This is a genomic window from Thiomonas delicata (assembly GCF_900088825.1).
In the GTDB taxonomy this organism is placed as follows: Bacteria; Pseudomonadota; Gammaproteobacteria; order Burkholderiales; family Burkholderiaceae_C; genus Thiomonas_A; species Thiomonas_A delicata.
Genome location: NZ_LT592171.1, coordinates 649,236 through 671,899, shown reverse-complemented (window position 1 = coordinate 671,899; position 22,664 = coordinate 649,236). Strand labels below are relative to the sequence as shown.

The 22,664-nt window shown below is 66.8% G+C and carries 21 protein-coding genes, 1 tRNA gene and 2 riboswitches; of the genes, 11 read left to right on the top strand and 11 right to left on the bottom strand.

The features are described 5' to 3' along the window. Window positions 1–40 precede the first annotated feature (40 nt). The 5 genes from hscB to iscR form a co-directional block, all read right to left on the bottom strand. The gene (gene hscB / locus THIARS_RS12665) at window positions 41–661 is read right to left on the bottom strand and encodes a Fe-S protein assembly co-chaperone HscB (protein WP_094161245.1); all 621 of its coding nucleotides are present in this window, start codon (window positions 659–661) and stop codon (window positions 41–43) included. A gap of 39 nt (window positions 662–700) precedes the next feature. Further along, complete coding sequence (gene iscA / locus THIARS_RS12660; protein ID WP_094161244.1) at window positions 701–1,024, bottom strand: iron-sulfur cluster assembly protein IscA; 324 nt, start codon at window positions 1,022–1,024, stop codon at window positions 701–703. A gap of 17 nt (window positions 1,025–1,041) precedes the next feature. Further along, a complete protein-coding gene (gene iscU, locus THIARS_RS12655; RefSeq protein ID WP_094162129.1) occupies window positions 1,042–1,461 on the bottom strand; it encodes a Fe-S cluster assembly scaffold IscU in 420 nt (139 codons plus the stop codon). 26 nt (window positions 1,462–1,487) lie between these two features. Then, a complete protein-coding gene (locus tag THIARS_RS12650; RefSeq protein ID WP_094161243.1) occupies window positions 1,488–2,708 on the bottom strand; it encodes an IscS subfamily cysteine desulfurase in 1,221 nt (406 codons plus the stop codon). A 71-nt stretch (window positions 2,709–2,779) separates the two neighbouring features. After that, a complete protein-coding gene (gene iscR / locus THIARS_RS12645; protein ID WP_094162128.1) occupies window positions 2,780–3,316 on the bottom strand; it encodes a Fe-S cluster assembly transcriptional regulator IscR in 537 nt (178 codons plus the stop codon). A gap of 337 nt (window positions 3,317–3,653) precedes the next feature. Between iscR and THIARS_RS12640 the strand changes: the two genes are divergently transcribed. From THIARS_RS12640 to THIARS_RS12625, 4 genes are all read left to right on the top strand, one after another. Beyond that, window positions 3,654–4,538 (top strand): LysR family transcriptional regulator, encoded by an 885-nt coding sequence (locus tag THIARS_RS12640; RefSeq protein ID WP_094161242.1) that lies wholly within the window; start codon window positions 3,654–3,656, stop codon window positions 4,536–4,538. A 103-nt stretch (window positions 4,539–4,641) separates the two neighbouring features. Continuing rightward, window positions 4,642–5,700 carry a selenide, water dikinase SelD gene (gene selD / locus THIARS_RS12635; protein WP_094162127.1) on the top strand — a complete coding sequence of 353 codons (1,059 nt, stop codon included), beginning with the start codon at window positions 4,642–4,644 and terminating at the stop codon, window positions 5,698–5,700. A gap of 224 nt (window positions 5,701–5,924) precedes the next feature. Further along, window positions 5,925–6,536, top strand: coding sequence for a TRAP transporter small permease subunit (locus tag THIARS_RS12630; RefSeq protein ID WP_094161241.1), 612 nt, complete (start codon window positions 5,925–5,927; stop codon window positions 6,534–6,536). 9 nt (window positions 6,537–6,545) lie between these two features. Then, the gene (locus tag THIARS_RS12625) at window positions 6,546–8,351 is read left to right on the top strand and encodes a TRAP transporter large permease (protein ID WP_094161240.1); all 1,806 of its coding nucleotides are present in this window, start codon (window positions 6,546–6,548) and stop codon (window positions 8,349–8,351) included. Between the two features lie 172 nt (window positions 8,352–8,523). Here the strand turns inward: THIARS_RS12625 and gcvP are convergent, their stop codons facing one another. The 4 genes from gcvP to THIARS_RS12605 form a co-directional block, all read right to left on the bottom strand. Then, complete coding sequence (gcvP, locus tag THIARS_RS12620) at window positions 8,524–11,451, bottom strand: aminomethyl-transferring glycine dehydrogenase (RefSeq protein ID WP_425444248.1); 2,928 nt, start codon at window positions 11,449–11,451, stop codon at window positions 8,524–8,526. Window positions 11,452–11,518: 67 nt separating this feature from the next. Next, entirely contained in the window at window positions 11,519–11,893 is a 375-nt protein-coding gene (gene gcvH, locus THIARS_RS12615) for a glycine cleavage system protein GcvH (protein ID WP_094162125.1), read from the bottom strand. 51 nt (window positions 11,894–11,944) lie between these two features. Further along, window positions 11,945–13,123, bottom strand: a complete 1,179-nt coding sequence (gene gcvT / locus THIARS_RS12610; protein ID WP_186436677.1) for a glycine cleavage system aminomethyltransferase GcvT — start codon at window positions 13,121–13,123, stop codon at window positions 11,945–11,947. 33 nt (window positions 13,124–13,156) lie between these two features. After that, window positions 13,157–13,270, bottom strand: a riboswitch (glycine riboswitch). Window positions 13,271–13,275: 5 nt separating this feature from the next. Continuing rightward, window positions 13,276–13,385, bottom strand: a riboswitch (glycine riboswitch). Window positions 13,386–13,406: 21 nt separating this feature from the next. Further along, window positions 13,407–13,718, bottom strand: a complete 312-nt coding sequence (locus THIARS_RS12605; RefSeq protein ID WP_245845910.1) for a TIGR04438 family Trp-rich protein — start codon at window positions 13,716–13,718, stop codon at window positions 13,407–13,409. Between the two features lie 94 nt (window positions 13,719–13,812). On the opposite strand from THIARS_RS12605, the gene THIARS_RS12600 reads away from it, so the two are divergent. Further along, the gene (locus THIARS_RS12600) at window positions 13,813–14,127 is read left to right on the top strand and encodes a c-type cytochrome (RefSeq protein ID WP_094161238.1); all 315 of its coding nucleotides are present in this window, start codon (window positions 13,813–13,815) and stop codon (window positions 14,125–14,127) included. A gap of 116 nt (window positions 14,128–14,243) precedes the next feature. Here THIARS_RS12600 and THIARS_RS12595 read toward each other — a convergent pair whose 3' ends face one another. Both THIARS_RS12595 and THIARS_RS12590 read right to left on the bottom strand, forming a co-directional pair. Next, window positions 14,244–15,449, bottom strand: a complete 1,206-nt coding sequence (locus THIARS_RS12595) for a branched-chain amino acid ABC transporter substrate-binding protein (protein WP_245845909.1) — start codon at window positions 15,447–15,449, stop codon at window positions 14,244–14,246. A 135-nt stretch (window positions 15,450–15,584) separates the two neighbouring features. After that, window positions 15,585–15,661, bottom strand: a tRNA-Arg gene (locus tag THIARS_RS12590). Between the two features lie 129 nt (window positions 15,662–15,790). On the opposite strand from THIARS_RS12590, the gene THIARS_RS12585 reads away from it, so the two are divergent. The 6 genes from THIARS_RS12585 (at window position 15,791) to THIARS_RS12560 (ending at window position 22,658) form a co-directional block, all read left to right on the top strand. Beyond that, a complete protein-coding gene (locus tag THIARS_RS12585; protein WP_094161237.1) occupies window positions 15,791–17,278 on the top strand; it encodes a lipid II flippase MurJ in 1,488 nt (495 codons plus the stop codon). Window positions 17,279–17,307: 29 nt separating this feature from the next. Then, window positions 17,308–18,153 carry an aldolase/citrate lyase family protein gene (locus tag THIARS_RS12580; RefSeq protein WP_094161236.1) on the top strand — a complete coding sequence of 282 codons (846 nt, stop codon included), beginning with the start codon at window positions 17,308–17,310 and terminating at the stop codon, window positions 18,151–18,153. A gap of 83 nt (window positions 18,154–18,236) precedes the next feature. Beyond that, complete coding sequence (locus tag THIARS_RS12575; RefSeq protein ID WP_245845908.1) at window positions 18,237–18,791, top strand: sugar transferase; 555 nt, start codon at window positions 18,237–18,239, stop codon at window positions 18,789–18,791. Between the two features lie 44 nt (window positions 18,792–18,835). Further along, the gene (asnB, locus tag THIARS_RS12570; RefSeq protein WP_094161235.1) at window positions 18,836–20,653 is read left to right on the top strand and encodes an asparagine synthase (glutamine-hydrolyzing); all 1,818 of its coding nucleotides are present in this window, start codon (window positions 18,836–18,838) and stop codon (window positions 20,651–20,653) included. Further along, window positions 20,650–21,963, top strand: coding sequence for a UDP-N-acetylglucosamine 2-epimerase (locus THIARS_RS12565; protein ID WP_094161234.1), 1,314 nt, complete (start codon window positions 20,650–20,652; stop codon window positions 21,961–21,963). Before asnB ends, THIARS_RS12565 begins: the two co-directional genes overlap by 4 nt. Next, the gene (locus THIARS_RS12560; protein WP_094162121.1) at window positions 21,960–22,658 is read left to right on the top strand and encodes an acylneuraminate cytidylyltransferase family protein; all 699 of its coding nucleotides are present in this window, start codon (window positions 21,960–21,962) and stop codon (window positions 22,656–22,658) included. Before THIARS_RS12565 ends, THIARS_RS12560 begins: the two co-directional genes overlap by 4 nt. Window positions 22,659–22,664: the final 6 nt, after the last annotated feature.

Sequence of the window (22,664 nt, the reverse complement as noted above, 5' to 3'; positions counted from 1 at the left end):
GCAGCGAAAAGCGCGTTGCGACGCGCGGTTGACGGCAGCCTCAGGCTGCCGGAGCGTTGAGGTTGGAGCCTGAGCGTGGAAGCGGGGACGCGAGGTCCTGCCTGAACTTGTCGATGAACATCAGCACGCGCACCAGGGCCGCGGCGTCCCGCGTGGATTGCGACGGCAGTTCCGAAGCCTCTGGACCTGCGCGCGGAGCCTGGTCCAGCAGCGTGGCCAATCGCAGCAAGGTCTGATCGCGCGCGCGCTCGACCTCGTCCGCCATGGCCTGCAATGCGCCGGCGTCCCCAGCCTCGCGCACGTCGTCAAGCCGCTCACGCCACTGCAGTTGCTGCATCAGGAATTCAGTCGGCATGGCGGTATTGCGTTCCGCGTCGATGGGTACGCCGCGCAATTCGCACAGGTACGCGGCACGCTGCTGCGCATCCTTGAGTGTGCGATACGCGGTGTTGACCTGGGTCGACCACTGCATCGCCAAACGCTTGTCGGCGGGGCTGGCATTGACGAAGCGGTCCGGATGCACGGCAGCCTGCAGTTGCCGCCAGGTCCGGGTCAGCGCGTCCGTATCGAGCGTGAACCGCGCGGGCAGTCCGAACAGGGTGAAATGGTCTTGACTGAAATCGACGCGGCCTTGCGCTTCGAGCGGTGCGTGGAAGGGCATGGGCGAAGATCGGCGCTAGGGGCAGTCCGCTGACCCGCATCAAACCCGGAACGATTCGCCGCAGCCGCAGCGATCGCGTTCGTTGGGATTGTTGAACTTGAATCCCTGCTGCAGGCCTTCGCGCACGAAATCGAGTTCGGTGCCGTCGAGATAGCTCAGGCTCTTCGGATCGATCAGCACCTTGACGCCGTGGCTTTCGAACACTTGGTCCTCGGGCGCGGCGGCATCGGCGTATTCCAGCTTATACGCCAGACCGGAACAACCCGTGGTCTTGACGCCCAGGCGCACGCCGACGCCCTTGCCGCGCTGGGCCAGGTAGTTCTGCACATGCTTCGCGGCGTTTTCGGTCAGGGTGATGGGCATGATGAACTCTCCCGCGCTCAGGCCGCTTTGACGCGCTCGTGGCCTACTTCAGCGGCCCCAGCAATGCGCGACTGGTAATCCTTGACCGCGGCCTTGATCGCGTCCTCGGCCAGGATCGAGCAATGGATCTTCACGGGAGGCAGCGCCAACTCCTCGGCGATCTGGGTATTACGGATCTGCAGCGCATCGTCCAGGGATTTGCCCTTGACCCACTCGGTGACGAGGGATGACGATGCGATGGCCGAACCGCAGCCGTACGTCTTGAAGCGCGCATCCTCGATGATGCCCTGCGCGTTGACCTTGATCTGCAACTTCATCACGTCGCCGCAGGCGGGGGCGCCGACCATGCCGGTGCCCACGGTCGGATCGTCCTTGGGAAAGGCGCCGACATTGCGGGGATTTTCGTAATGCTCGATGACTTTTTCGCTGTAGGCCATGGTGATCTCCGGTTGGGGCTGACGAGTCAGTGCGCCGCCCATTGAATGGTGCTGAGGTCGATGCCTTCCTGGTGCATCTCCCAGAGCGGGGAGAGTTCGCGCAGCTTGGCGACCTTCTCCTTCAGCAGCTTGACGGCATAGTCGATGTCGTCCTCGGTGCTGAAGCGCCCGATGGTCATGCGCAGCGAGGAATGCGCCAACTCGTCGCTGCGGCCGAGCGCGCGCAGCACATAGGACGGCTCGAGGCTGGCCGAGGTGCAGGCCGAGCCGCTGGACACCGCAATGCCCTTGATGGCCATGATCAGCGACTCGCCCTCGACGAAGTTGAAGCTGGCGTTGACGTTGTGCGGCACGCGGCGCTCGAGGTCGCCGTTGATGTAGACCTCCTCGATGTCCTGCAACCCTCGCAACAATTTGCTCTGCAGCATGCGGATGCGTTCGATTTCGGTGCCCATCTCCAGCTTGGCGATGCGGTAAGCCTCTCCCATGCCCACGATCTGGTGCACCGGCAAAGTGCCCGAACGCATGCCGCGCTCGTGTCCGCCGCCATGCATCTGGGCCTCGATGCGCACCCGCGGCTTGCGCCGCACGAACAGGGCGCCGATGCCCTTGGGTCCGTAGGTCTTGTGAGACGCCAGGCTCATCAGATCGACCGGCCAGTTCTTCAGGTCGATGGTGACCTTGCCGGTGGCTTGCGCGGCATCCACGTGAAAAATGATGCCGCGCTCGCGGCAAAGGGCGCCGATGCTCTGCACGTCCTGGATCACGCCGATCTCGTTGTTCACCAGCAGCACCGACACCAGGATGGTGTCCGGCCGCAAGGCGGCCTTGAGGGCGTCGAGGTCCAGCAGGCCATCGGGCTGCACGTCCAGGTAGGTGACCTCGAAACCCTGGCGCTCGAGCTCGCGGCAGGTGTCGAGCACGGCTTTGTGCTCGGTCTTGAGCGTGACGATGTGCTTGCCGCGCCCCTGGTAGAAATGGGCTGCGCCCTTGAGCGCGAGATTGATGGATTCGGTCGCACCCGAGGTCCACACCAACTCCTTGGCGTCGGCGCCCACCAGATCGGCGACTTGCGCGCGCGCTCTCTCGACCGCATCCTCCGCTTCCCAGCCCCAGGCATGGCTGCGCGACGCCGGGTTGCCGAAATGCTCGCGCAGCCAGGGAATCATCGCATCCACGACGCGCGGATCAACCGGCGTCGTGGCGCCATAGTCCATGTAAATGGGGAAATGCGGGGTCGTCGACATGGTTCAGTCTCGATACGGGCGTGGCTATTCAAAAACGTGAAACAAACAACAAACGATGATGGCGCGCCCGATCAACCCATGTTCTGCGCCAGATTGAACACCGAATTCGGCGCTTTGACCTTCACCGGTTTGCTGACAGGCATGGGGGCCACGGGTTTGCGCACCACCGCCACTTCCTCGATGGACACGCCCTGCGCAAGATTTTGGTCCACCATGGTCTTCAGGTTCACCGAATCGAGGAACTCGACCATGCGGGTGTTGAGCGCGGCCCATAGATCATGGGTCATGCAGCGGCCTTCGCCGTCCTCGCCGTGGCAGTTCTCCTTGCCGCCGCACTGGGTGGCATCCAGCGGCTCGTCCACCGCGATGATGACATCCGCGATGCTGATTTCCTCGGGCTTGCGCGCCAGGCTGTAGCCGCCGCCCGGACCTCGCACCGACTCCACCAACTCGTGGCGCCGCAGCTTGCCGAACAGCTGCTCGAGATACGAGAGCGAAATATGCTGGCGCTGGCTGATGCTGGCCAGGGTGACGGGCCCCAGATGCTGGCGCATGGCCACGTCGATCATGGCCGTTACGGCAAATCGTCCTTTCGTCGTCAGTCTCATGGTGTTCTCCAAGTGGAAAGCGGATGACCGTCGCAATCGCCAAGTCAACTGAAACGCACCCGCTCAATACCCGACGAATTCAGTAGGAATTATAACACAACCCCGAGTAAATTCGTCGACCAATAGGGCCATTCCGCATGGCAAGCCTCGAACCGCCTGCCTATCCTGCGTGAAGCCGTGGCGCCTCGTGAACTGAGAGTCCGCGGAAAACCCCGAGTTCCACTCAAGATTCCGGCGTTTCAACAAACACCGGGAATCGGCGCCCCGGCGCGGCGGCCGGCGCCCTAGAATTCAGCGAATTCGCCACAAAAAACAGAGTCATCAAGATAAAAAATCGATGAGACTAACCTTGCGGCAACTCGATGTGATGGTGGCCATCGCACAAAGCGGCAGCACGACCGAAGCCGGCAGGAACCTAGCCCTGTCCCAGTCGGCGGTGAGTGCGGCATTGGCCGAACTGGAGTCGCAGCTCGGCACGCGGGTCTTCGACCGCGTCGGCAAGCGCGTCGTGCTGAATGACTGCGGACGATTGCTGCTGCCGCGCGCATTGGCTTTGCTGGATCAGGTCCGCGAAATTGAAACCTTGTTCGCCGACGGTGCCGCCGCCCTGCGCGTCAGCGCAAGTACGACCATCGGCAACTACCTCATGCCGGCGGTGCTGGGCGCCTACCAGCGGCAATGGCCGTTGGCGCAAATCCAGCTGGAAGTGCGTAACACCCAGGATGTCATCCAGAACGTGGCCAACTACGAGGCGGACATCGGTTTCATCGAAGGCGCCTGCCATCATGATGAACTGGAAATCCACCCCTGGCTGATCGATTTGCTCGTGGTCGTCGCGGCCCCCGACCATGCCCTGGCGCAGCGACCGCCCTCGCGCGGCGAATTGGCGGCTGCGCGCTGGATCCTGCGCGAACCGGGTTCCGGCACACGCGAAACCGTGGAGGCCCTGTTGCTGCCCCATCTCCAGCGCTTCGGTTCCACCATGCATTTAGGCAATTCCGAGGCCATCAAACATGCCGTGGCGGAGCAACTCGGCGTGAGTTGCCTGCCCCTGCGCGTCGTGCAGGACTTTCTCGACAGCGGACGGTTGGTGCGCGTGGATGCGGCGTTGCCGCCGTTGAACCGCACGTTGTACCGCATCCATGCGAAGCGCAAGGTATTCTCGCCTCCGCTGCAGCGCTTTATCGACCATTGCGGCAGTTGGCCCCAGGCCGCGGCTTGATGTTGCGCAGCGGACCGTTGAGGCAGGATGCCTTGCGACGGCGCATTCCCCATCGCTCCGCGTCTGCGATTCACGACCCCGAACCCGAACCATGTCCACCTGCATGAACCCAACTCCGGCTACTGGCCCCGCCCCCCGCCTGACGTCGCTCTCGCATGGTGGGGGCTGTGGCTGCAAGATCGCACCCGGCGTGCTCAGCTCCATCCTGCAGCAGAGCCCTCTGTGGCCGATGCCGAGCGAACTGCTGGTCGGTATCGAAACCTCCGATGACGCCGCCGTGTACCGTCTCAACGACGAGCAGGCACTGATCGCCACGACCGATTTTTTCATGCCCATCGTCGACGATCCCCACGACTTCGGCGCCATCGCCGCCACCAACGCGATTTCGGACGTCTACGCCATGGGCGGGCGCCCCATCATGGCACTGGCCCTGGTGGGCATGCCGATCAACACGCTGCCGCTGGAAACCATCGGCGCCATCCTGCGCGGCGGGCAGGATGCCTGCGCACGCGCGGGCATCCCGGTCGCCGGCGGACACTCGATCGATTCGATCGAACCCATCTACGGCCTGGCCGTGATGGGCATCGTCCATCCCCAAAACATCCGACGCAATCGCGAAGCGCGTCCCGGCGATGTCCTGGTGTTGGGCAAACCCCTGGGTGTCGGCGTGCTGTCGGCAGCGCTCAAAAAAGAAAAATTGGATGCGCCCGGCTACCGCCGCATGATCGAAAACGCCACGCAGCTCAATACCCCCGGGCCCTTGCTTGCCGCACTGCCGGGTGTGCATGCCATGACCGATGTCACCGGCTTCGGCCTGTTCGGCCACGCCCTTGAAATGTGCCGCGGCGCCGGTCTGTCGGCGCGGATTCAGGCCGCCAGCGTCCCGCTGCTCGACGATGTGCGCGAACTGGCCGCGCAAGGCCTGATCACAGGCGCCTCGGCTCGCAACTGGGCCAGCTATGGGCAGGATGTCGATCTGCGCAAACCCGACCCGATCACGCAAGCCCTGTTCACCGATCCCCAGACGTCCGGTGGTCTGCTGGTGAGTTGCGCACCGGGCAGCGTGGAGGCCGTGCTGGAGATTTTCCGCGACGAGGGCTTTGCCCACGCCCGCGTCATCGGGCAGATGCAAGAAGGCCCTGCGCGCGTGACGCTCGACTGAGCTTGCGGCGGCGCTCCGGCAGCCTTGTCGGAACGTGACGGCAAGGCTTCACACAAGCCCTTGACCGGGCTTCGCACAAATGTGTTTTGCCTCGGACACACGGGTTCGCGGGGGTTATCCCGCGCATCCCCTGTTTGTTACATCCATATACTTCGGGATACAAAACTCAATGCGAAGCGGGCTGCCATGACCGGCTCGCGCGTTTTTCGTCACAAGGAGACTCCGTGAATCCGCTGCTCAGTTTTTCCCGCCTCGTTGACTGGATCAACGACAAGGTCGGAAAGCTCACATTTGCCCTCGTCTTCGCCTCGGTGTTCATCAGTGCCGGGAATGCCGTCGTGCGCAAGGTTTTCGACTACAGCTCCAACGCCTGGCTGGAAATCCAGTGGTATTTGTTCGCTGGCGTCTTTCTCCTTGGCGCCGGCTACACCTTCCTGCATAACGAGCATGTGCGCATCGACGTCATTTCCAGCCGCATGTCCAAGCGTGCGCAGATCTGGATCGACATCCTCGGCATCCTGTTCTTCCTGTTGCCGTTCTGCTTCATGGCCGTATGGCTCTCGCTGCCGGTCGTGACCAATGCCATCGCCTCGGGAGAAATGTCGTCCAACGCCGGCGGCCTGTTGCGCTGGCCCGTCTATGTGCTGCTTCCCATCGGCTTTTCCTTGCTGGCTTTGCAAGGTCTGTCCGAGATGATCAAGCGCATCGCCTTCCTGATGGGCATCGCCTCGGATCCCACGCTGCGCAAGGGCGAGAAAACCGCCGAAGAAGAACTGGCCGAATTCATGCGCGAAAAAACCGCACGCGAACTGGCCGAAGCCGGCAAACAGGCCTGAGGGAGCGACATGGAATTCTTGACCGCCAATATCGCGCCGATCATGTTCGGCGCCCTCGTCCTGTTCCTGCTCGTCGGCTTTCCGGTGGCGTTCAGCCTGGCCGCCTGCGGCTTGCTGTTCGGTTTCATCGGCGTCGAACTCCAGCTCATGCCACAGGCGCTGCTGGAGGCCATTCCGCTGCGCATCATCGGCATCATGCAAAACGATACGCTGCTGGCCATCCCGTTTTTCACGCTCATGGGCTTGATTCTCGAGCGCAGCGGCATGGCCGAGGACCTGCTCGACACCATCGGCCAGCTGTTCGGCCCCATCCGCGGAGGGCTGGCCTACGCCGTCATTCTGGTCGGCGCGATGCTGGCCGCCACCACTGGTGTCGTCGCGGCTTCGGTCATCTCGATGGGGCTGATCTCGCTGCCCATCATGCTGCGCTACGGCTACGACCGGCGCGCGGCCAGCGGCGTGATCGCCGCCTCCGGGACACTGGCGCAGATCATTCCGCCATCGCTGGTGCTCATCGTGATGGCCGACCAGCTCGGGCGCAGCGTCGGCGACATGTACAAGGGCGCGTTCATACCGGGCTTCGTCCTCACCGGTCTTTACGTTCTCTACATCTTTGCCGTGACCATGCTCAAGCCGCAGTGGGCGCCCGCCCTGCCCGCCGAGGCGCGCACCATCCGCGAGGCCGACGGCTCTTCCGGGTTGCGCTCGCTCGGCCTGCTGTTCGCTGCCAGCGTGGCACTCGGATTCGGCTGGGCGCACGGGTATGACGCCTTCCTGACATGGCGCGACAAGCAGCCCATGAGCGCGCCTCTGGACGAAACCATCGTCGTCTCGCTCTCGGTCGCGGTGCTGTTCGCGCTGGCCATCGCGCTGGTCAACAAGCTGCTGCGCCTCGGCCTGCTGTCGCGCATGGCCGAGCGGGTCACCTTCGTCCTGATTCCGCCGCTGCTGCTCATCTTCCTGGTGCTGGGAACCATCTTCCTCGGCATCGCCACGCCGACCGAAGGCGGCGCGATGGGTGCGATGGGCGCGCTGATCATGGCCCTGGCACGTCGGCGGCTGGACTTCAAATTGTTTACCCAGGCCCTGAACACCACGGCGAAGCTGTCGACCTTCGTGATGTTCATCCTGATCGGCTCCACGGTGTTCAACCTCGTCTTCCAGGGGCTGGACGGCAGGGTTTGGGTCGAGCACCTGCTGACCAATCTTCCCGGCGGTCAGCTCGGTTTCCTGATCGTGGTGAACATCCTGATCTTCGTGCTGGCTTTCTTCCTCGACTTCTTCGAGCTGTCGTTCATCATCATTCCGCTGATCGGCCCGGTCGCGGAAAAATTGGGCATCGACCTGATCTGGTTCGGCGTGCTGCTGGCGGTGAACATGCAGACCTCGTTCATGCACCCGCCCTTCGGTTTCGCGCTGTTCTACCTGCGCAGCGTGGCCCCCAAGGACGATTACATCGACAGGGACACCAAGAAGCCGATCGCCAAGGTCACCACCGGACAAATCTACTGGGGCGCCGTGCCCTTCGTGCTGATCCAGATCGTGATGGTTGCCTTGGTCATCGCGTTCCCGGGGTTGGTGACCGGAACGCTGGACCATCGCAAAGCCGTGGACCTGGACAAGGTGCAGATCGTCGTGCCGGAAGACGACCAGAGCTACAAACCCGATGCCCCGCCGGATTTCGGCGCACCCACTGCGGGAGGACAGGCCGCGTCGGCCCCGCCGAGCGCCGCATCGTCGGCCCAGGAGGACGCCAACGACATCATGCGGGCGCTGCAGGCTGCGCCGCATGCGGCATCGGCAGCCAAGCCCTGAAACTCGAGCCGCACGCGGCGTTCTGAACCGGTGCGGCCGACATGCCGACACTTGGCATGCCTGTGTTCGGCGTTCCCCGCAGGGCTCAAGAGCGACACCGGCTTGCCTTGGCTCAAGGCCGGGACAACTGGCGCCGCGACGCGAGATAAACCGCGTCGCGGCCCTGACGCGCTCAGGCGACCTCGGGCTCCTGCGCATATGCGGCCACCGGAATGCAGGCGCATTGCAGGTTGCGGTCGCCCCAGACGTTGTCGATGCGGCCGACCGGAACCCAGTACTTGTGCGCGCGTAGCGCGGGAACCGGAAAGGCCGCCTGCTCGCGGCTGTAGGCATGAGGCCAGTCGGCGCCCAGCAGCGCGGCGGCCGTGAACGGTGCCGCCTTGAGCGGGTTGTCCTCGCGCGGCCAGCTTCCCTGCTCCACCTGCCCGATCTCGGCGCGAATGGCGATCATGGCCTCGACGAAACGGTCCAACTCGGCCAGGGATTCGCTCTCGGTCGGCTCGATCATCAGCGTGCCGGGAACCGGAAAACTCATGGTCGGCGCGTGGAAGCCGTAGTCCATCAGGCGCTTGGCGACATCTTCGTTGCTGATGCCGCTCGCGTCCTTCAGGCCGCGCAGATCCAGAATGCACTCGTGCGCCACGAAACCGCCTTCGCCGGTGTACAGCACCGGGTAGTACGGCGCCAACCGTTTCGCCAGGTAGTTGGCGCCCAGGATCGACACGGCGCTGGCCGCCGTGAGGCCGTCCGCGCCCATCATGCGGATATACATCCAGGTGATCGGCAGCACCGAGGCGTTGCCCAGCGCGGCGGCGCTGACCGCGCCGACCGGACCGCCGGCCCGGCCGCTGGCGGCGTGGCCCGGGAGGAAGGGGGCGAGATGTGCGCGCACGGCCACCGGCCCGACGCCCGGGCCGCCGCCGCCGTGTGGGATGCAGAACGTCTTGTGCAGGTTCAGGTGCGAAACGTCGGCGCCGAACTCCGGCGGACTGGCCAGGCCGACCATGGCGTTCATATTGGCGCCATCCACATAGACCTGGCCGCCGTGCGCATGCACGACGTCGCAGATCTCGCGCACGCGCGGCTCGAACACGCCATGGGTCGATGGATAGGTGATCATGCACGCGGCCAGCCGGTCGGCGTGCTGGGCCGCCTTGGCACGCAAGTCGTCCAGGTCCACGCTGCCCTGCGCATCGCAAGCCACCACGACCACCTGCATGCCGGCCATCTGCGCCGAGGCCGGGTTGGTGCCGTGCGCTGAAGACGGGATCAGGCACACGTCGCGACGCGCGTCGCCGCGGCTCGCATGCCACGCGTGGATCGCCAGCAGGCCGGCGTATTCGCCCTGCGAGCCGGCGTTGGGTTGCAGACTGACCGCGTCATAGCCGGTGGCCTGCGCCAGCCATTGCTCCAGATCGGCGGCCAGGTGCGCATAACCCTGGGTCTGGTCGGCCGGGGCGTAGGGGTGGATGGCGGCGAATTCGGGCCAGGTGATCGGAACCATCTCGCTCGTGGCGTTGAGCTTCATGGTGCACGAACCCAGCGGGATCATGGCGCGGTCGAGCGCGATGTCCCGGTCCGCCAGGCGGCGCAGGTAGCGCAGCATTTCGGTTTCGCTTTGATAGCGATGGAACACCGGATGGGTGAGGAACCCGCTGGTGCGCACTAGTTCGGCCGCGTAGCGCGGCAACACGCCCTTGGCGTACGCGTCGAACACGCTGCCACTCGGCTTGAGCGCGCCGCGCGCATCGGCAAAGACGCCGAGCAAGGCCAGCAGATCGTTGCGGTCGACGGTTTCATCCAGGGTGACGCCCACGCGGGCGTCGTCCACGCGGCGCAAATTGATGCCGGCATCCACCGCCGCCGCGTGCAGGCGCGCCGTGTGCGCGCCGCTCAGCACGGTGAGGGTGTCGAAGAACCGCGCATGCTGCAGTTCCCAGCCTTGCGCCTGCAAGGCATCGGCCAGAATGGCGGTGTAGGCGTGCACGCGCCGAGCAATGCGGCGCAGGCCCTGCGGTCCGTGGTACACCGCGTACATGCTGGCGAGCACGGCGGGCAGAACCTGTGCGGTGCAGATATTGCTGGTGGCCTTTTCGCGCCGGATATGCTGCTCGCGGGTCTGCAGTGCCAGGCGATAGGCCGGCTGGCCGTGGGTGTCCACGCTGACGCCGACCAGACGCCCCGGCATCTGGCGCTTGAGCGCGTCGCGCACCGCCATATAGGCCGCGTGCGGCCCGCCGAAGCCCAGAGGCAGGCCGAAGCGCTGGGTATTGCCCACCGCGATGTCGGCCCCCAGTTCGCCGGGCGGCACCAGCAGGGTCAGCGCCAGGATGTCCGCTGCCATGATGACCAGCCCGCCGCGTGCCTTGACCTCGGCAATCAGCGCCCGATGGTCATGCACGCCGCCGTCCACGCCGGGATATTGCAGCAGCACGGCGAAATAGTCCGCCTGCGCGGCCTGCGCGGCCTGCACCGCCGGCCCCACCACCACCTGCACGCCGATCGGCGCGGCGCGGGTACGGATGACTTCGAGGGTTTGCGGCAGCACGTCGTCGGCCACGAACATGCTGCGGCTCGCGCTCTTGCCGGCGCGCAGGGCGAGGGTCATGGCCTCGGCCGCCGCCGTGGCCTCGTCCAGCATGGACGCGTTGGCCACGTCGAGCGCGGTGAGGTCCGTCACCATGGTCTGGAAGTTGATCAGCGCCTCCAGCCGGCCCTGGCTAATTTCGGGTTGATAGGGCGTGTAGGCGGTGTACCAGGCGGGGTTCTCCAGCACATTGCGCTGGATCACGCCGGGCATGTGGGCATTGGCATAGCCCTGGCCGATGAAACTGCGCATCACGCGGTTTTGCGCGGCGATGCGACGCAGCTCGGCCAAGGCCTGCGCCTCGCTCGAGGCAGCCGGCAGACTGAAGCTGCTGCGGCGGCGGATGTCCGCGGGGATGACATCGCGCAGCAGGGCGTCCAGATCGGGCTGGCCCAGCGCGTGCAGCATATGCGCTTGCTCGGCTGCGCTCGGGCCGATGTGGCGGCGCTGGAAGGCGCGCGTGTCTTCCAGTTCGGTCAAGGTGGGTTCGGTTTGCATCAACATGGCGGACATCGTTGTGGAAAGCGGCCTGTGCGAGCGGTCTGCATCCGCAGCTGGCGCGGGCATCGGGCCTGCGGACTCAGGCGCCTTGCAGCAGGCGGTCGTAGGCGGCCTGATCCAGCAAGGCGTCGATCTGCGCGGGGTCGCTGGGGCGCATCTTGAAAAACCAGCCGGCTCCCTGCGGATCGGTGTTGGCCAGCGAAGGATCGGCCACCAGCGCGTCGTTGCTGCCGATGATTTCGCCGGAGACGGGCACATACACATCCGCCGCGGCCTTCACGGACTCGACCACGCCGGCCGCGTCCTTCGCCGCGAAGGTCTTGCCGACGGCGGGCAGCTCGACGAACACCACGTCGCCCAGGGCATCCTGCGCATGCGCGGTAATCCCCACGGTGACGGTGCCGTCGGCTTCGAGGCGAACCCATTCATGGTCGGGCGTGAATTTGAGGGTCATGGTGGACTCCAGTGCGGTCAAAGGGAAGATGAAAAGGGGGAGGACGGCGGTTCAGTCGCGCACGTAGCGCTGCGGCACGAAGGGCATGAGGCTGACCCGCATGGGAACCTGCTTGCCACGCACCATCGCGAACACCCGCGTGCCAAGCACGGATGCGACGGTTTCGACATAAGCCATGGCGATCGGCACGTTCGCCGTCGGCGTGAGGCTGCCGCTGGTGACGCGGCCGATGACACGGCCTGCGGCATCCACCAGTTCGGCGCCTTCGCGCACCGGCACGCGGTCCTCGGCGACGAGGCCGACGCGCTTGCGCGCCACGCGCGCCGGATCGTCAAGCTGGGCAAGGATTTTTTCCGCCCCCGGAAAACCGCCAGCGCGCGCCCCGGCGCTGCGGCGCACCTTCTGCATGGCCCACTGCAGACTGGCTTCCACGGGCGTGGTGTGCGTGTCCATATCGTGCCCATAGAGGCAAAGCCCGGCCTCCAGACGCAGGCTGTCGCGCGCGCCAAGACCGGCCGGCAACACGCCGGGCAGTTCGAGCAGGGCTCGCGCCAGGGGCTCGGCATCCCACGGGTGCACGGAAATCTCCACCCCGTCTTCCCCGGTATAGCCGCTGCGGCTGACGAAGATGGGATGCCGACCGATGGCTGGGGGAAGCGCGAACCACGCGGCGTCCATGAAGCGCAGCTTGTCCACGTCCGGCAGCAGCGTCTGCAGGGCCGCCACGGCCGCCGGCCCCTGCAAGGCCAGCAGCGCCTGGTCGGGCATCGCCTCGATGCTGCAGCGCGTGCCGATGCGTTCACGCATCCAGGCCAGATCCTGCGTTTTGCACGCCGCGTTGACGATCAGGAAATACTCGCTTCCATGCCCATCCGCACGCGGGCGGTGGGCCAGCATCAGGTCATCCAGGATGCCGCCGACATCGTCGGTGAAATAACCGTACCTTTGGCGGCCCAAAGCCAGCCCCGCCACGTCGATCGGGATCAGGCTTTCGAGGGCAGCCGCCGCATCGGGACCGGTGATGCAAATCTGGCCCATGTGCGAGACGTCGAACAAACTGGCCGCGGCACGCGTGTGGCGGTGTTCGGCCATGATGCCGCTCGGGTATTGCACAGGCATGGCATATCCCGCGAACGGGACCATCTTCGCACCCAGCAACTGGTGCACCATGAACAGCGGGGTTTGAAGCAGGACAGACTCGGCAGGAACGGACACGCGGAACTCCTCCATATGGGCGGAAATTCACCAGGGCAGTCCCGGTGACGACGCCCCGCTGTCCTTGGTACCTGAGAGATTGACCGGGCGTCATCGGCGCCGCGGCTTGCCCCTTCGGTGGGCACGACGCCAATGCGCGTGCCGCTCTCCAGTGAGGTTGACCCGTAAGGGTTTCGTCAGTCCTTTTGCCTGAGCGGTACACCCTTGCATCGACCGGGTTTACGCCTTCGGCGGCTGAAAGGCTCGGCGCCCTTCGACTCTCTCCTGACGCGGCGCAGTTTATCGCATTCCACGCGGCTCATTTGCGCGTGCGCATGCCCAGGAACTTGCGCGAACGTTCATTGCGTTCCCGCTTGCGCGCATCCATCTCGCGCATCGCCCGCTTTTTCGAGATGGCGAACATCGGATCGACGATTTCCCACCACAGGAAGGCGATGGCCAGAGGCACGCCGATCCACCACCACGACAAGGTGGCGAACGGGCCGATCCCGGCCAGCTTCAAACCCAGTAGCACGATTGCAACAATCAGGACCCACATTACCACTCTCCCTCTATTCAAATCAAAATTCAACCGTTTATTACACGTATCGGCAATCTCGTCGGTTAGCATTCTGCTGCTGTTGCGCCTTGCATGCCGAGCGTGTCAACCGTGCGCATGCGGTCGCGTTATAGCGTATAGCTTCGCTCAACCTTGGAGATCTGGAATGAAGAAGATTGTGATTGCTGTCGGTCTGGCTGTTGCCGCCGTGTCTCAAGCCTACGCCGCGGACATGATGGCCCTGGCCAAGTCCAAGAATTGCCTGGCTTGCCACGCGATCGACAAGAAGCTGGTTGGCCCCTCCTATCAGGACGTGGCTGCCAAGTACGCTGGCAAGCCCGGTGCCGAGGCCACCCTGGTGAATGCCGTTCTGCACGGCGTCTCCGGTGTGTGGGGTCCGGTTCCCATGCCGGCCAACCCCCAAGTCACCCCCGCGGAAGCCAAGGAACTGGTGACCTGGATTCTGAGCATGAAGAAGTAATTTTCCAGAAGCCGCAAAAAAACGGGAGTGCCATGGCACTCCCGTTTTTTTTCCGTCTTGTCGTTGCGCGCTCGCGAAAAACGCGATCACGTCGACCTCCGGGATATGCCACGGCGTCAATGACTGATTGCCGTCTTGCGTCCCTGCGGAAAACTCGAAATCGTGATGGATGGGTCGACGAGTTCACCGTCGCGGTTGAAGCGGATGTCCGTCTTGGTCACACCGTCGTAGCCGAGATTCCTGATGAAAGGCGCATAGACCCTGGGATCGGTGGAGTCGGCCTTCATCATGGCATGTGCCAGCACCATGGTGGCGTCGTAGGCATAAGGCGAATACAGCTGGAAAACATGTTTGCCGAATTCCGCGACGAAGCGTTGCTTCCATGCCTCGCCGCCCGGCATTCTCGACACCGGCACGCCTCCGTCGGCACAGATCACGTCCGAGTCTGCCGTCGCCCCGGCCAACTTGCTGAACGCCGGCGTGCAAATCCCGTCGCCGCCCAGGAAATGCGCCTTGATCCCCATGCTGCGCATCTGCCGCAGCAACGGGGCCGCCTGCGTCGCCATGCCGCCGAAAAAGACGACGTCCGGATGCGCAGCCTTGATCCTGCCCAGCATGTCGGCGGTATCGCCGCTTGCGCCCAGTGTTTCGTGCTCCAGGATCTGCATGCCGCCTTGTCGAGCCACGCGCTCAAACGCATGCGCGACGCTGCGCCCATAGAGGCCGCCATCATCGATGACGATGGCGGTCTTCGCCTTCAATCCTTTCTCGGCATACAGCGCAACGCCCGCGCCTATCGCGTAATCATTGGCGATGATGCGATAGAAGGTGTTGAAACCCTGCTGCGCAATCGCCGGATCGCTCGACGAGGGCGTGATCTCGGGGATGCCGGCCTTGAAGTAGATCGGCGCCGCGGCCGCGGTGCTGGCCGAATCCAGATGCCCCACCACGCCGTTGACATGCGCGTCGACGAACTTCCGAGCGACACGCACCGCCCGACTGGGGTCGGCGCGATCATCCTGGGCATCGATGCGCCAGATCACCTTCTTGCCGCCGATCACGATGTCCTGCTTGTTCAGGTCGTCGATGGCCAAGCGAACGCCATCGGTGTTGTCCTCCCCGTACGCGGCGAGCGGGCCCGACAAGGGCGCGGCGCTGCCGATCACCACCGTCACGCTGTCCGCCCCCTCGCTTTCGGCCTGGCTCGCCGGCTGGTTGGGTAGAGCCTCCGCCGCGCGCGCGGGCGCCGTCCATGCAAGGCTGCTGGCGACGAGGAAGACAAGGCCGGAGGCGCGAAGTCTGGAGATCATGGAAGGCGTCATGGCTGGTTATTGTGTCGCATGTACGGCATGCATCGGAAACCATATCGAGCGAACCCGGCGTCGGGTGTTTGCGCCAAGCGCATCTGGCGCAAACGAAAAAGGCCCAGATCCGAAAAAGAGATCTGAGCCTTGGATTGGTGCGCCCGGCAGGATTCGAACCCACGACCCCTTGGTTCGTAGCCAAGTACTCTATCCAACTGAGCTACGGGCGCAAGCAAAGCGCAAATTATATACAACTCATCCGGCCTATGCCAGCCCATGCCAACGCGCGGCGCGTTCGGACCCGCCGACGCGGTTTTACCTGGCCTCCCGCCGCGCTGCGCGAGCGACAATGACGGCCCATGTCCATGGCGCGCGCGTTCTCCCTCAGCCTCCTGCTCCTGGCCGCAAGCCGCCTGCTCGGGGTGGTGCGCGACGCCGTCGTCGCCACACAGTTCGGGCTCAGCGGCCACGCCGACGCCGCGCTCGTGGCCCTGTCCTATCCGGACTTCACGGTCTCGCTGCTGTGGGGCGCCGCGGTCCCCGCGGTGATGGTTCCCCGCATGGCGGGTCAGCCTCCCGGGGTCATCGCGGCAGAGGCGGCGCGCTGGTCCCGTTTCGCGCTGGCGGCCTTTGCCGGTGCCGGCCTGCTGAGCTGGCTGTTGCGCGCGCCGCTGGTGCATTGGCTGGCGCCGGGGCTGGCCGGGGCCGACGCGCGGCTCGCAGCGCAGACCCTCGGCCTCGCTGCCCTGCTGGCGTTGCCGGCCGGCGCGGTCGCCATGGTGGGCGCAGCCGCGCTGCAGGCCCAGGGCCGGCTGCAATGGCAATACGCCGGCCATGTCGTGTTCAACCTGGTGCTGATCGCGGGCCTGCTGCTTGCGGCACGGCTGCACCAGTTCGGCTGGATCGCGGCGGGCATCGCAGCAGCAGCCTTGGCCAGGCTGGCCCTGATGCGATGGATCACCACACAGCACCATGCGCCCGCCGCGCCAACCCGGCGCTGGCCCGATGCGGACGGTTTGCGCGCCGCAGCCCTGGCGCTGGCCGCATCCGGCCTGACCGTGCTCTACACGCTAGCGGCCCGCGCCTTCGCGTCCGATGCCGGGCCGGGCCAGCTCGGGGTGTTTCATTACGCCCAACGCATCGGCGAGCTGCCGCTGCACACGGTGTTCGCCGTGGCCGCGGCGCTCGCGCTGGCGCGGCTGTCGGCCGCCGAGGCCGCTGGGGACAAGGACGGTGCGCGCGAGCGCGGGCGGCAGTGGATGCAGTCCATGCTGCTCGTCGCCGCCCTGCTCGGCGCCTGCGGCATGCTGGCCGCGCCGCTGGGCGTGCGCCTGGTGTTCGGCTGGGGACGCATGGGCACGGCCGACCAGGCCGAGGTGGTGCGGTCGATGCGCTGGATTCTGGCGCTGCTGCCGCTGCAGGCCGCGCAACTGGTTCTCGCCGCGCGCCTGAACAGCCACCGACGCATCGCTGACCAGGTGCTGGGTTACGGCTGCGGCCTACTGGCACTGCTGGCCGCGGGCTCGCTCCTGCACGACGCCTGGTGGCGTGCGCTGGCGGCCTACGGTGCGGCCTACCTGGCGGCGGTGGCCGTGCTTTGGCAGCGGCTGGGCTGGCGCACCGGCGACTTCGAGGCGCGCAACTTGGGCATCCTGCTGCTTGTCCTGGCGACGCTCGCAGGCCAGGCCCTCATGCTCGGCGGCAGCCGCCCCGACCTGGCGGGCATGGTCGCGCAGGCCTGCATCGCGGCGCTGGTGTTCGTCGCCGGAGCCGGCGCGCTGCTGCGCTGGGACGGGCTGGGCTCCCTGCTCGGCCAGGCGCTGCGGCGCCGTTACACTCGCCGCTGATCGAACTTGCCGGACACCACCGACCCCGCATGGATTGGATCCAGATCACCAACCAGCCCGAAGTCGCCGCCTACGCCCATGCCAGCGGTGTCGCCCGCATCATGGTCGACCTCGAGCAAATGGGCAAGCAGGCGCGGCAAGGGGGGCTTGGCACCTTCATCTCCGACCACCGTCCGCAGGACGTCGCCATCGTCAGCCGCGCCGTGCCGCAGGCCGAGCTGATCGTGCGCGTCAATCCGCTGCACGACGCGAGCCGGAACGAAATCGAGCAGGCCATCGCCGCAGGCGCCGACAGCCTGATGCTGCCGATGTTCGAGCGGCCCGAGGAGCTGCGCGCGTTCACCGCGCTCGTCGCCGGCCGCGCGCGCAGCATCGCCCTGCTGGAAACGCGCGCCGCGCTCGAATCCCTGTCCGCCTGGAGCGGGCTGCCGGGGCTGGATGAAATCTACGTCGGCCTCAACGACCTGCACCGCCAGCTGGGGCAGCGTTTCATGTTCGAGCCCCTGGCCGACGGCACGGTGGACCATGTGGCGCAGGCCGCGCACGCGGCCGGCAAGCGCTTCGGCTTCGGCGGCATCGCCCGGCTGGACGAAGGCCTGCTGCCCGGGCGCGTCGTGCTCGGCGAACATCTGCGCCTGGGGTCGACCAGCGTGATCCTCTCCCGCACGTTCAACCGCGAGATGTACGAGCTTCCCGGTTCGGCGTGGCAGGAGGTGTACCGCAGCGAAATCGCGCGGCTGCGGCATTGCGCGCAGGTCTTGGCGGCGCGCACGCCCAGCGAAGTGGAAAGCGACCGCCTGCTGGCGCGGGACCTGGTCGCCAAGGCCGTTGCCGCTCTGGCGCAGTCCCGCGCCGCCCAAGCCAGCACGGCCTGAACGCGTCAGGCGTTTGGCCGAATGACCTCGGCCAAACACCTCTCCCGGTTCTCGACTGCCTTGCGCGCTCTCAAGCCTCCATCATGAAACGCCTGTTCGATCTCGCCGTCGCCGTCGCCGCCCTGGCGCTGCTGGCGCTGCCCATGGCCCTGGTGGCGCTGGCGGTGTGGGCCGACAGCGGTCGCCCGGTGCTGTTCGGGCAGATCCGCGTCGGTCTTGGCGGGCGCCCGTTTCGCGTGCTCAAGTTCCGCAGCATGGTGGCGAACGCCGAGCGCCTGGGGCCGCAGCGCACGGCACAGGCCGACCCCCGCATCACCCGGGTCGGCCGCGTTCTGCGCCGCACCAGCCTGGACGAGCTGCCGCAACTCATCAACGTGGTGCGCGGCGACATGAGCCTGGTCGGGCCGCGCCCCGACCTGCCCGCGCAGCAGGCCGACTACACCCCCGCCGACTGGGCGTTGCGCTGCAGCGTGCGCCCCGGCATCACCGGCCTGGCGCAGGCCCTGTACCGCTCGCGCGCCACGCCGGCGCAGCGGCTCGAAGCCGATCTCGACTACGTGCGCCATCACGGCCTGCTGCTCGATCTGCACATCCTCGCGCTCACCGTCGGCCAGTTGTTCAGGCGCAGTGGCAACTGAAACGATCCGGTGGCCCGACAATAGCGGTTTTGCCTATTCCTTCCATGTGCGGCATCTACGGTTACTTCGATCGCGCGGGCACCAGCCTGGAGGCGCCCATCCTGGCGCGCATGGACAGCAGCCTCGTGCACCGCGGCCCTGACGACAGCGGGCGCTTCGAGCGGCCCGGCGCCGCGGTCGGCAACCGCCGCCTGTCCATCATCGACGTGGCCGGTGGCCACCAGCCCTTCGTCTCCGCCGACGGACGCATCGCCCTGGTGCAGAACGGCGAGATCTTCAACCACGTCGAGCTGCGCGCGGAACTGGAACGCCAGGGCGTGCATTTCGCCAGCCCGCACAGCGACACCGAAGTGCTGCTGCGCCTGTACGAGCGCGAGGGGCTGGACTTCGTGCACCGGCTCAACGGCATGTTCGCCATCGCCATCGACGACACACGCGAGGCCGACGCCACACAGCCCGCGAGGGGCGCGCTGCACCTGGTGCGCGACCGCATCGGCGTCAAGCCGCTCTACGTCTGGGACGACGGCACGCGCGTGGTGTTCGGCTCGGAAATCAAGGCCATCCTCGAGGCCCTGCCCGGCCGTCCGACCCTGGACCTGCAGGCGCTGCAGCACTACCTGGCCTACAACTTCGTGCCGCCGCCGTTCACGCTGTTCGCCGGCATTCGCCACGTCATGCCGGGCACGGTGCTGAGCATCACGCCCGGCGGCGCCGAGAGCCGGCGCTGGTGGCAGCTCGGCGACCAGCACGAGGCGCTGCAGGGTTTCGAGGAATGGAAGGAACAGTTCCTCGCCATGCTCGACGACGCCGTGCGCCTGCGCCTGCGCGCGGACGTGCCCTTCGGCGCCTTTCTCTCCGGCGGGGTGGACTCCAGCACCGTGGTCGCGCTGATGGCCCGGCATGTGCGCGAGCCCGTACGCACCTTCTGCATCGGTTTCGACGACGCGCGCTTCGACGAATCGCCCTTCGCGCGCGACGCGGCGCGGCGCTTCGGCACCGCGCACCGCGAGGCAATCGTCCAGCCCGACCTGCTCGACGCCTGGCCGCAAGCTCTGTGGCACTGCGACCAGCCGCACGGCGACGCCTCCTTCCTGCCCACCCTGCGCGTGAGCCAGCTCGCGGCGCGCGAAGTGAAGGTGGTGCTGACGGGCGACGGCGGCGACGAGCTTTTCGCCGGCTACGACAAATACGCCAGCTTCCTGGCCGACCCCGCGCTGCGCGACCTGCCCGACGCCGACTTCGCGCGGCATTACGTGGAACACACCGGCCTGTTCGGCGCCGCGCAGCGCGACGCGCTGTTCCAGCCCTGGCTGCGCCAGGCCCTGGCCGGCTGCGACAGCGTGCAGGACGTGGCCGCGCCCTGGCTGCGCGAGGCCGAGCACTTCGACCGCATCAACCAGATGCTCTACCTGGACATGATGCTGCTCCTGCCCGGCAACAATCTGGTCAAGCCCGACCGCATGGGCATGGCCGCCTCCGTCGAGGCGCGCACGCCGTTCCTCGACTGGCGCATGATGGAGTTCGCCTTCCGCGCCCCCGGGCACACCAAGCTGAAGGACGGCGACAAGAAACACTGGTTCAAGCGCGCGGTGGAACCGCTCATCGGCACCGAACTGGCCTACCGCAAAAAGCAGATGTTCACGGTACCCATCGGCGAATGGTTCCGGGGGACGCGCAAGGCCTGGCTGCACGCGCTGCTGTTCGCCCCCGACGCGCTGGCGGCGCGCCTGTTCGAGCGCGGCCATCTGCAAGCCCTGTTCGACGCCCATGTCAGCGGCCAGGCCAACCACACGCGCGAGTTGCGCGCGCTGGCCGCGCTGGAACTCTGGGCCCGGCGCTTCCAGCCGGAGCTGCCCGCATGACCGCGGCAGCCCCGCGCATCCTCGCCGTGGCCTACGGCGGCGGGCATATCGCCATGGTGCTGCCCGTGCTGCGCGCCCTGCGCGCGCGCCTGCCGGACGCGCCTATCGACCTCATGGCGCTGACCACCGCCCGCCGCGCCGCCGTGCAGGCCGGCGAGCGCCCGCTGGGCTATGCCGACTTCCTGCCCCTGGTCGACGCCGAGGCGGCGCTGGCGCACGGTCGCCGGCTGGCTGCGGGCAACACCCACCCCGACGTGCCCGAGGCCGAAACCCTGGCCTACCTCGGTATCAACTGGTTGGACTGGGAAGCCCGCCACGGCGCCACGCAAGCCGACCGGTTGTGGGCCGAAAGCGGGCGCCGCGCGTTCTACCCCCTCGACTTCTTCCGCCGCGTCGTCGCCCAGCTGCGGCCCGCGTTGGTGCTGGCCACCAACGCGCCGCGCAGCGAGCAGGCCGCGGTGGATGCCGCCGCCGAGCAAGGCATCCCGACCCTGGCCATACTCGATCTGTTCGGCCTGCCGGGCGACGCCTTCGCCGCCCGCACCCGCCACCCCGACCGCGTCTGCGTGCTGGCCGAGGCCGTGCGCGACAACCTGGTCCGCGCGGGCTGGCCTGCGGACCGCATCGCCATCACCGGCAACCCGGCGTTCGACGCCCTGCACGACCCCGCCGTGCGCGAACAGGCCGCGGCCTTCCGCGCCCGGCTCGGCTGGCAGGACAAGAAGGTGGTGCTGCTGGCCGCCCACCCCGAGCCGCGCAGCCATCCGGCCACGTCCTGGCCGCCCGGCAACGCGCTGCCCGAAGCCATGGAACGCACGCTGCGCGACTGGGTGCGCACCCGCTCCGACGCGGCGCTGGTCGTGCGCCACCATCCCAACCACTGGCATCTTTTTCCCCGCCTGCCCGACACGCCGCAGGTGCATTTCAGCGAACCCGGGGTCGAGGCCATCGACCCGCTCATCCTCGCCGCCGACTGCGTGGTGGTGCAGACCACCACAGTCGGACTGCAGGCCGCCACGGTGGGCATTCCGGTGCTGGCGCTGCAGAGTTCGCCCGGCGCGCTCTCCGCCTTCAGCTTCGCCGATCTCGGCGTCGCCCAGGGCGTGCGCGACGTGCCCGACCTGCCTGCGGCCGTCAACGCCGCGCTCGACCACCCCCCGCCCCCCACGCCTTGGGCGCGCCACGCCCGGGCGGCCGACGCCGTGGCCGACGAGGCCGTGGCACTGCTGCAGCGCCGCCACGGCGCCCTCGCCGCGCCGCCCATCAACCGCGCCGACGAACCCCGCTGCGACACGACATGCCGGCCATGACCACCATCGCCACCATCTGCGCCCGCGGCGGCAGCAAAGGGCTGCCGGGCAAGAACATCCTGCCGCTGGCCGGCAAGCCGCTGATCGCCCACAGCATTGCCTTCGCCCTGGCGCATCCGGCCATCGACGCGGTGTACGTATCCACCGACGACGCCGACATCGCCCGCATCGCCGCACAGGCCGGCGCCATCGTGCCCTATCTGCGGCCCGCCGAACTGGCGCGCGACGACACCCCCAAGCTGCCGGTGATCGAGCATCTTGTCGCCCACCTCGAAGCCCGCGGCGACACGGTGCTGCGCATCGTCGACCTGCAACCCACCTCGCCCTTGCGCGCCCGCGAGGACCTGGACGCCTGCCTGGCGCTGTCGGCCCATGCCGACCTCGCCCTCACCGCCTACGACTGCGGCTTCAACCCCTATTTCAACCTGGTCGAACAGCAGCCCGACGGCACGGTGCGCATCAGCAAGGGCGACGGGCTGACCACCGCGCGCCAGGCCGCGCCGCGCGCCTTCGGACTCAACGGTTCCATTTACGTGTGGCGGCGCGCGGCGCTGCGCCACGCCGCCGCGCACGGCCTGTGGAGCGTGGCGGTGCGCGCCCATATCATGCCGGCTTCGCGCTCGGTGGACATCGACACCGCCGACGATTTCGCGCTGGCCGAATGGCTGTATGCGCGCCAGCATCCCTCCGCCTGAATCGCC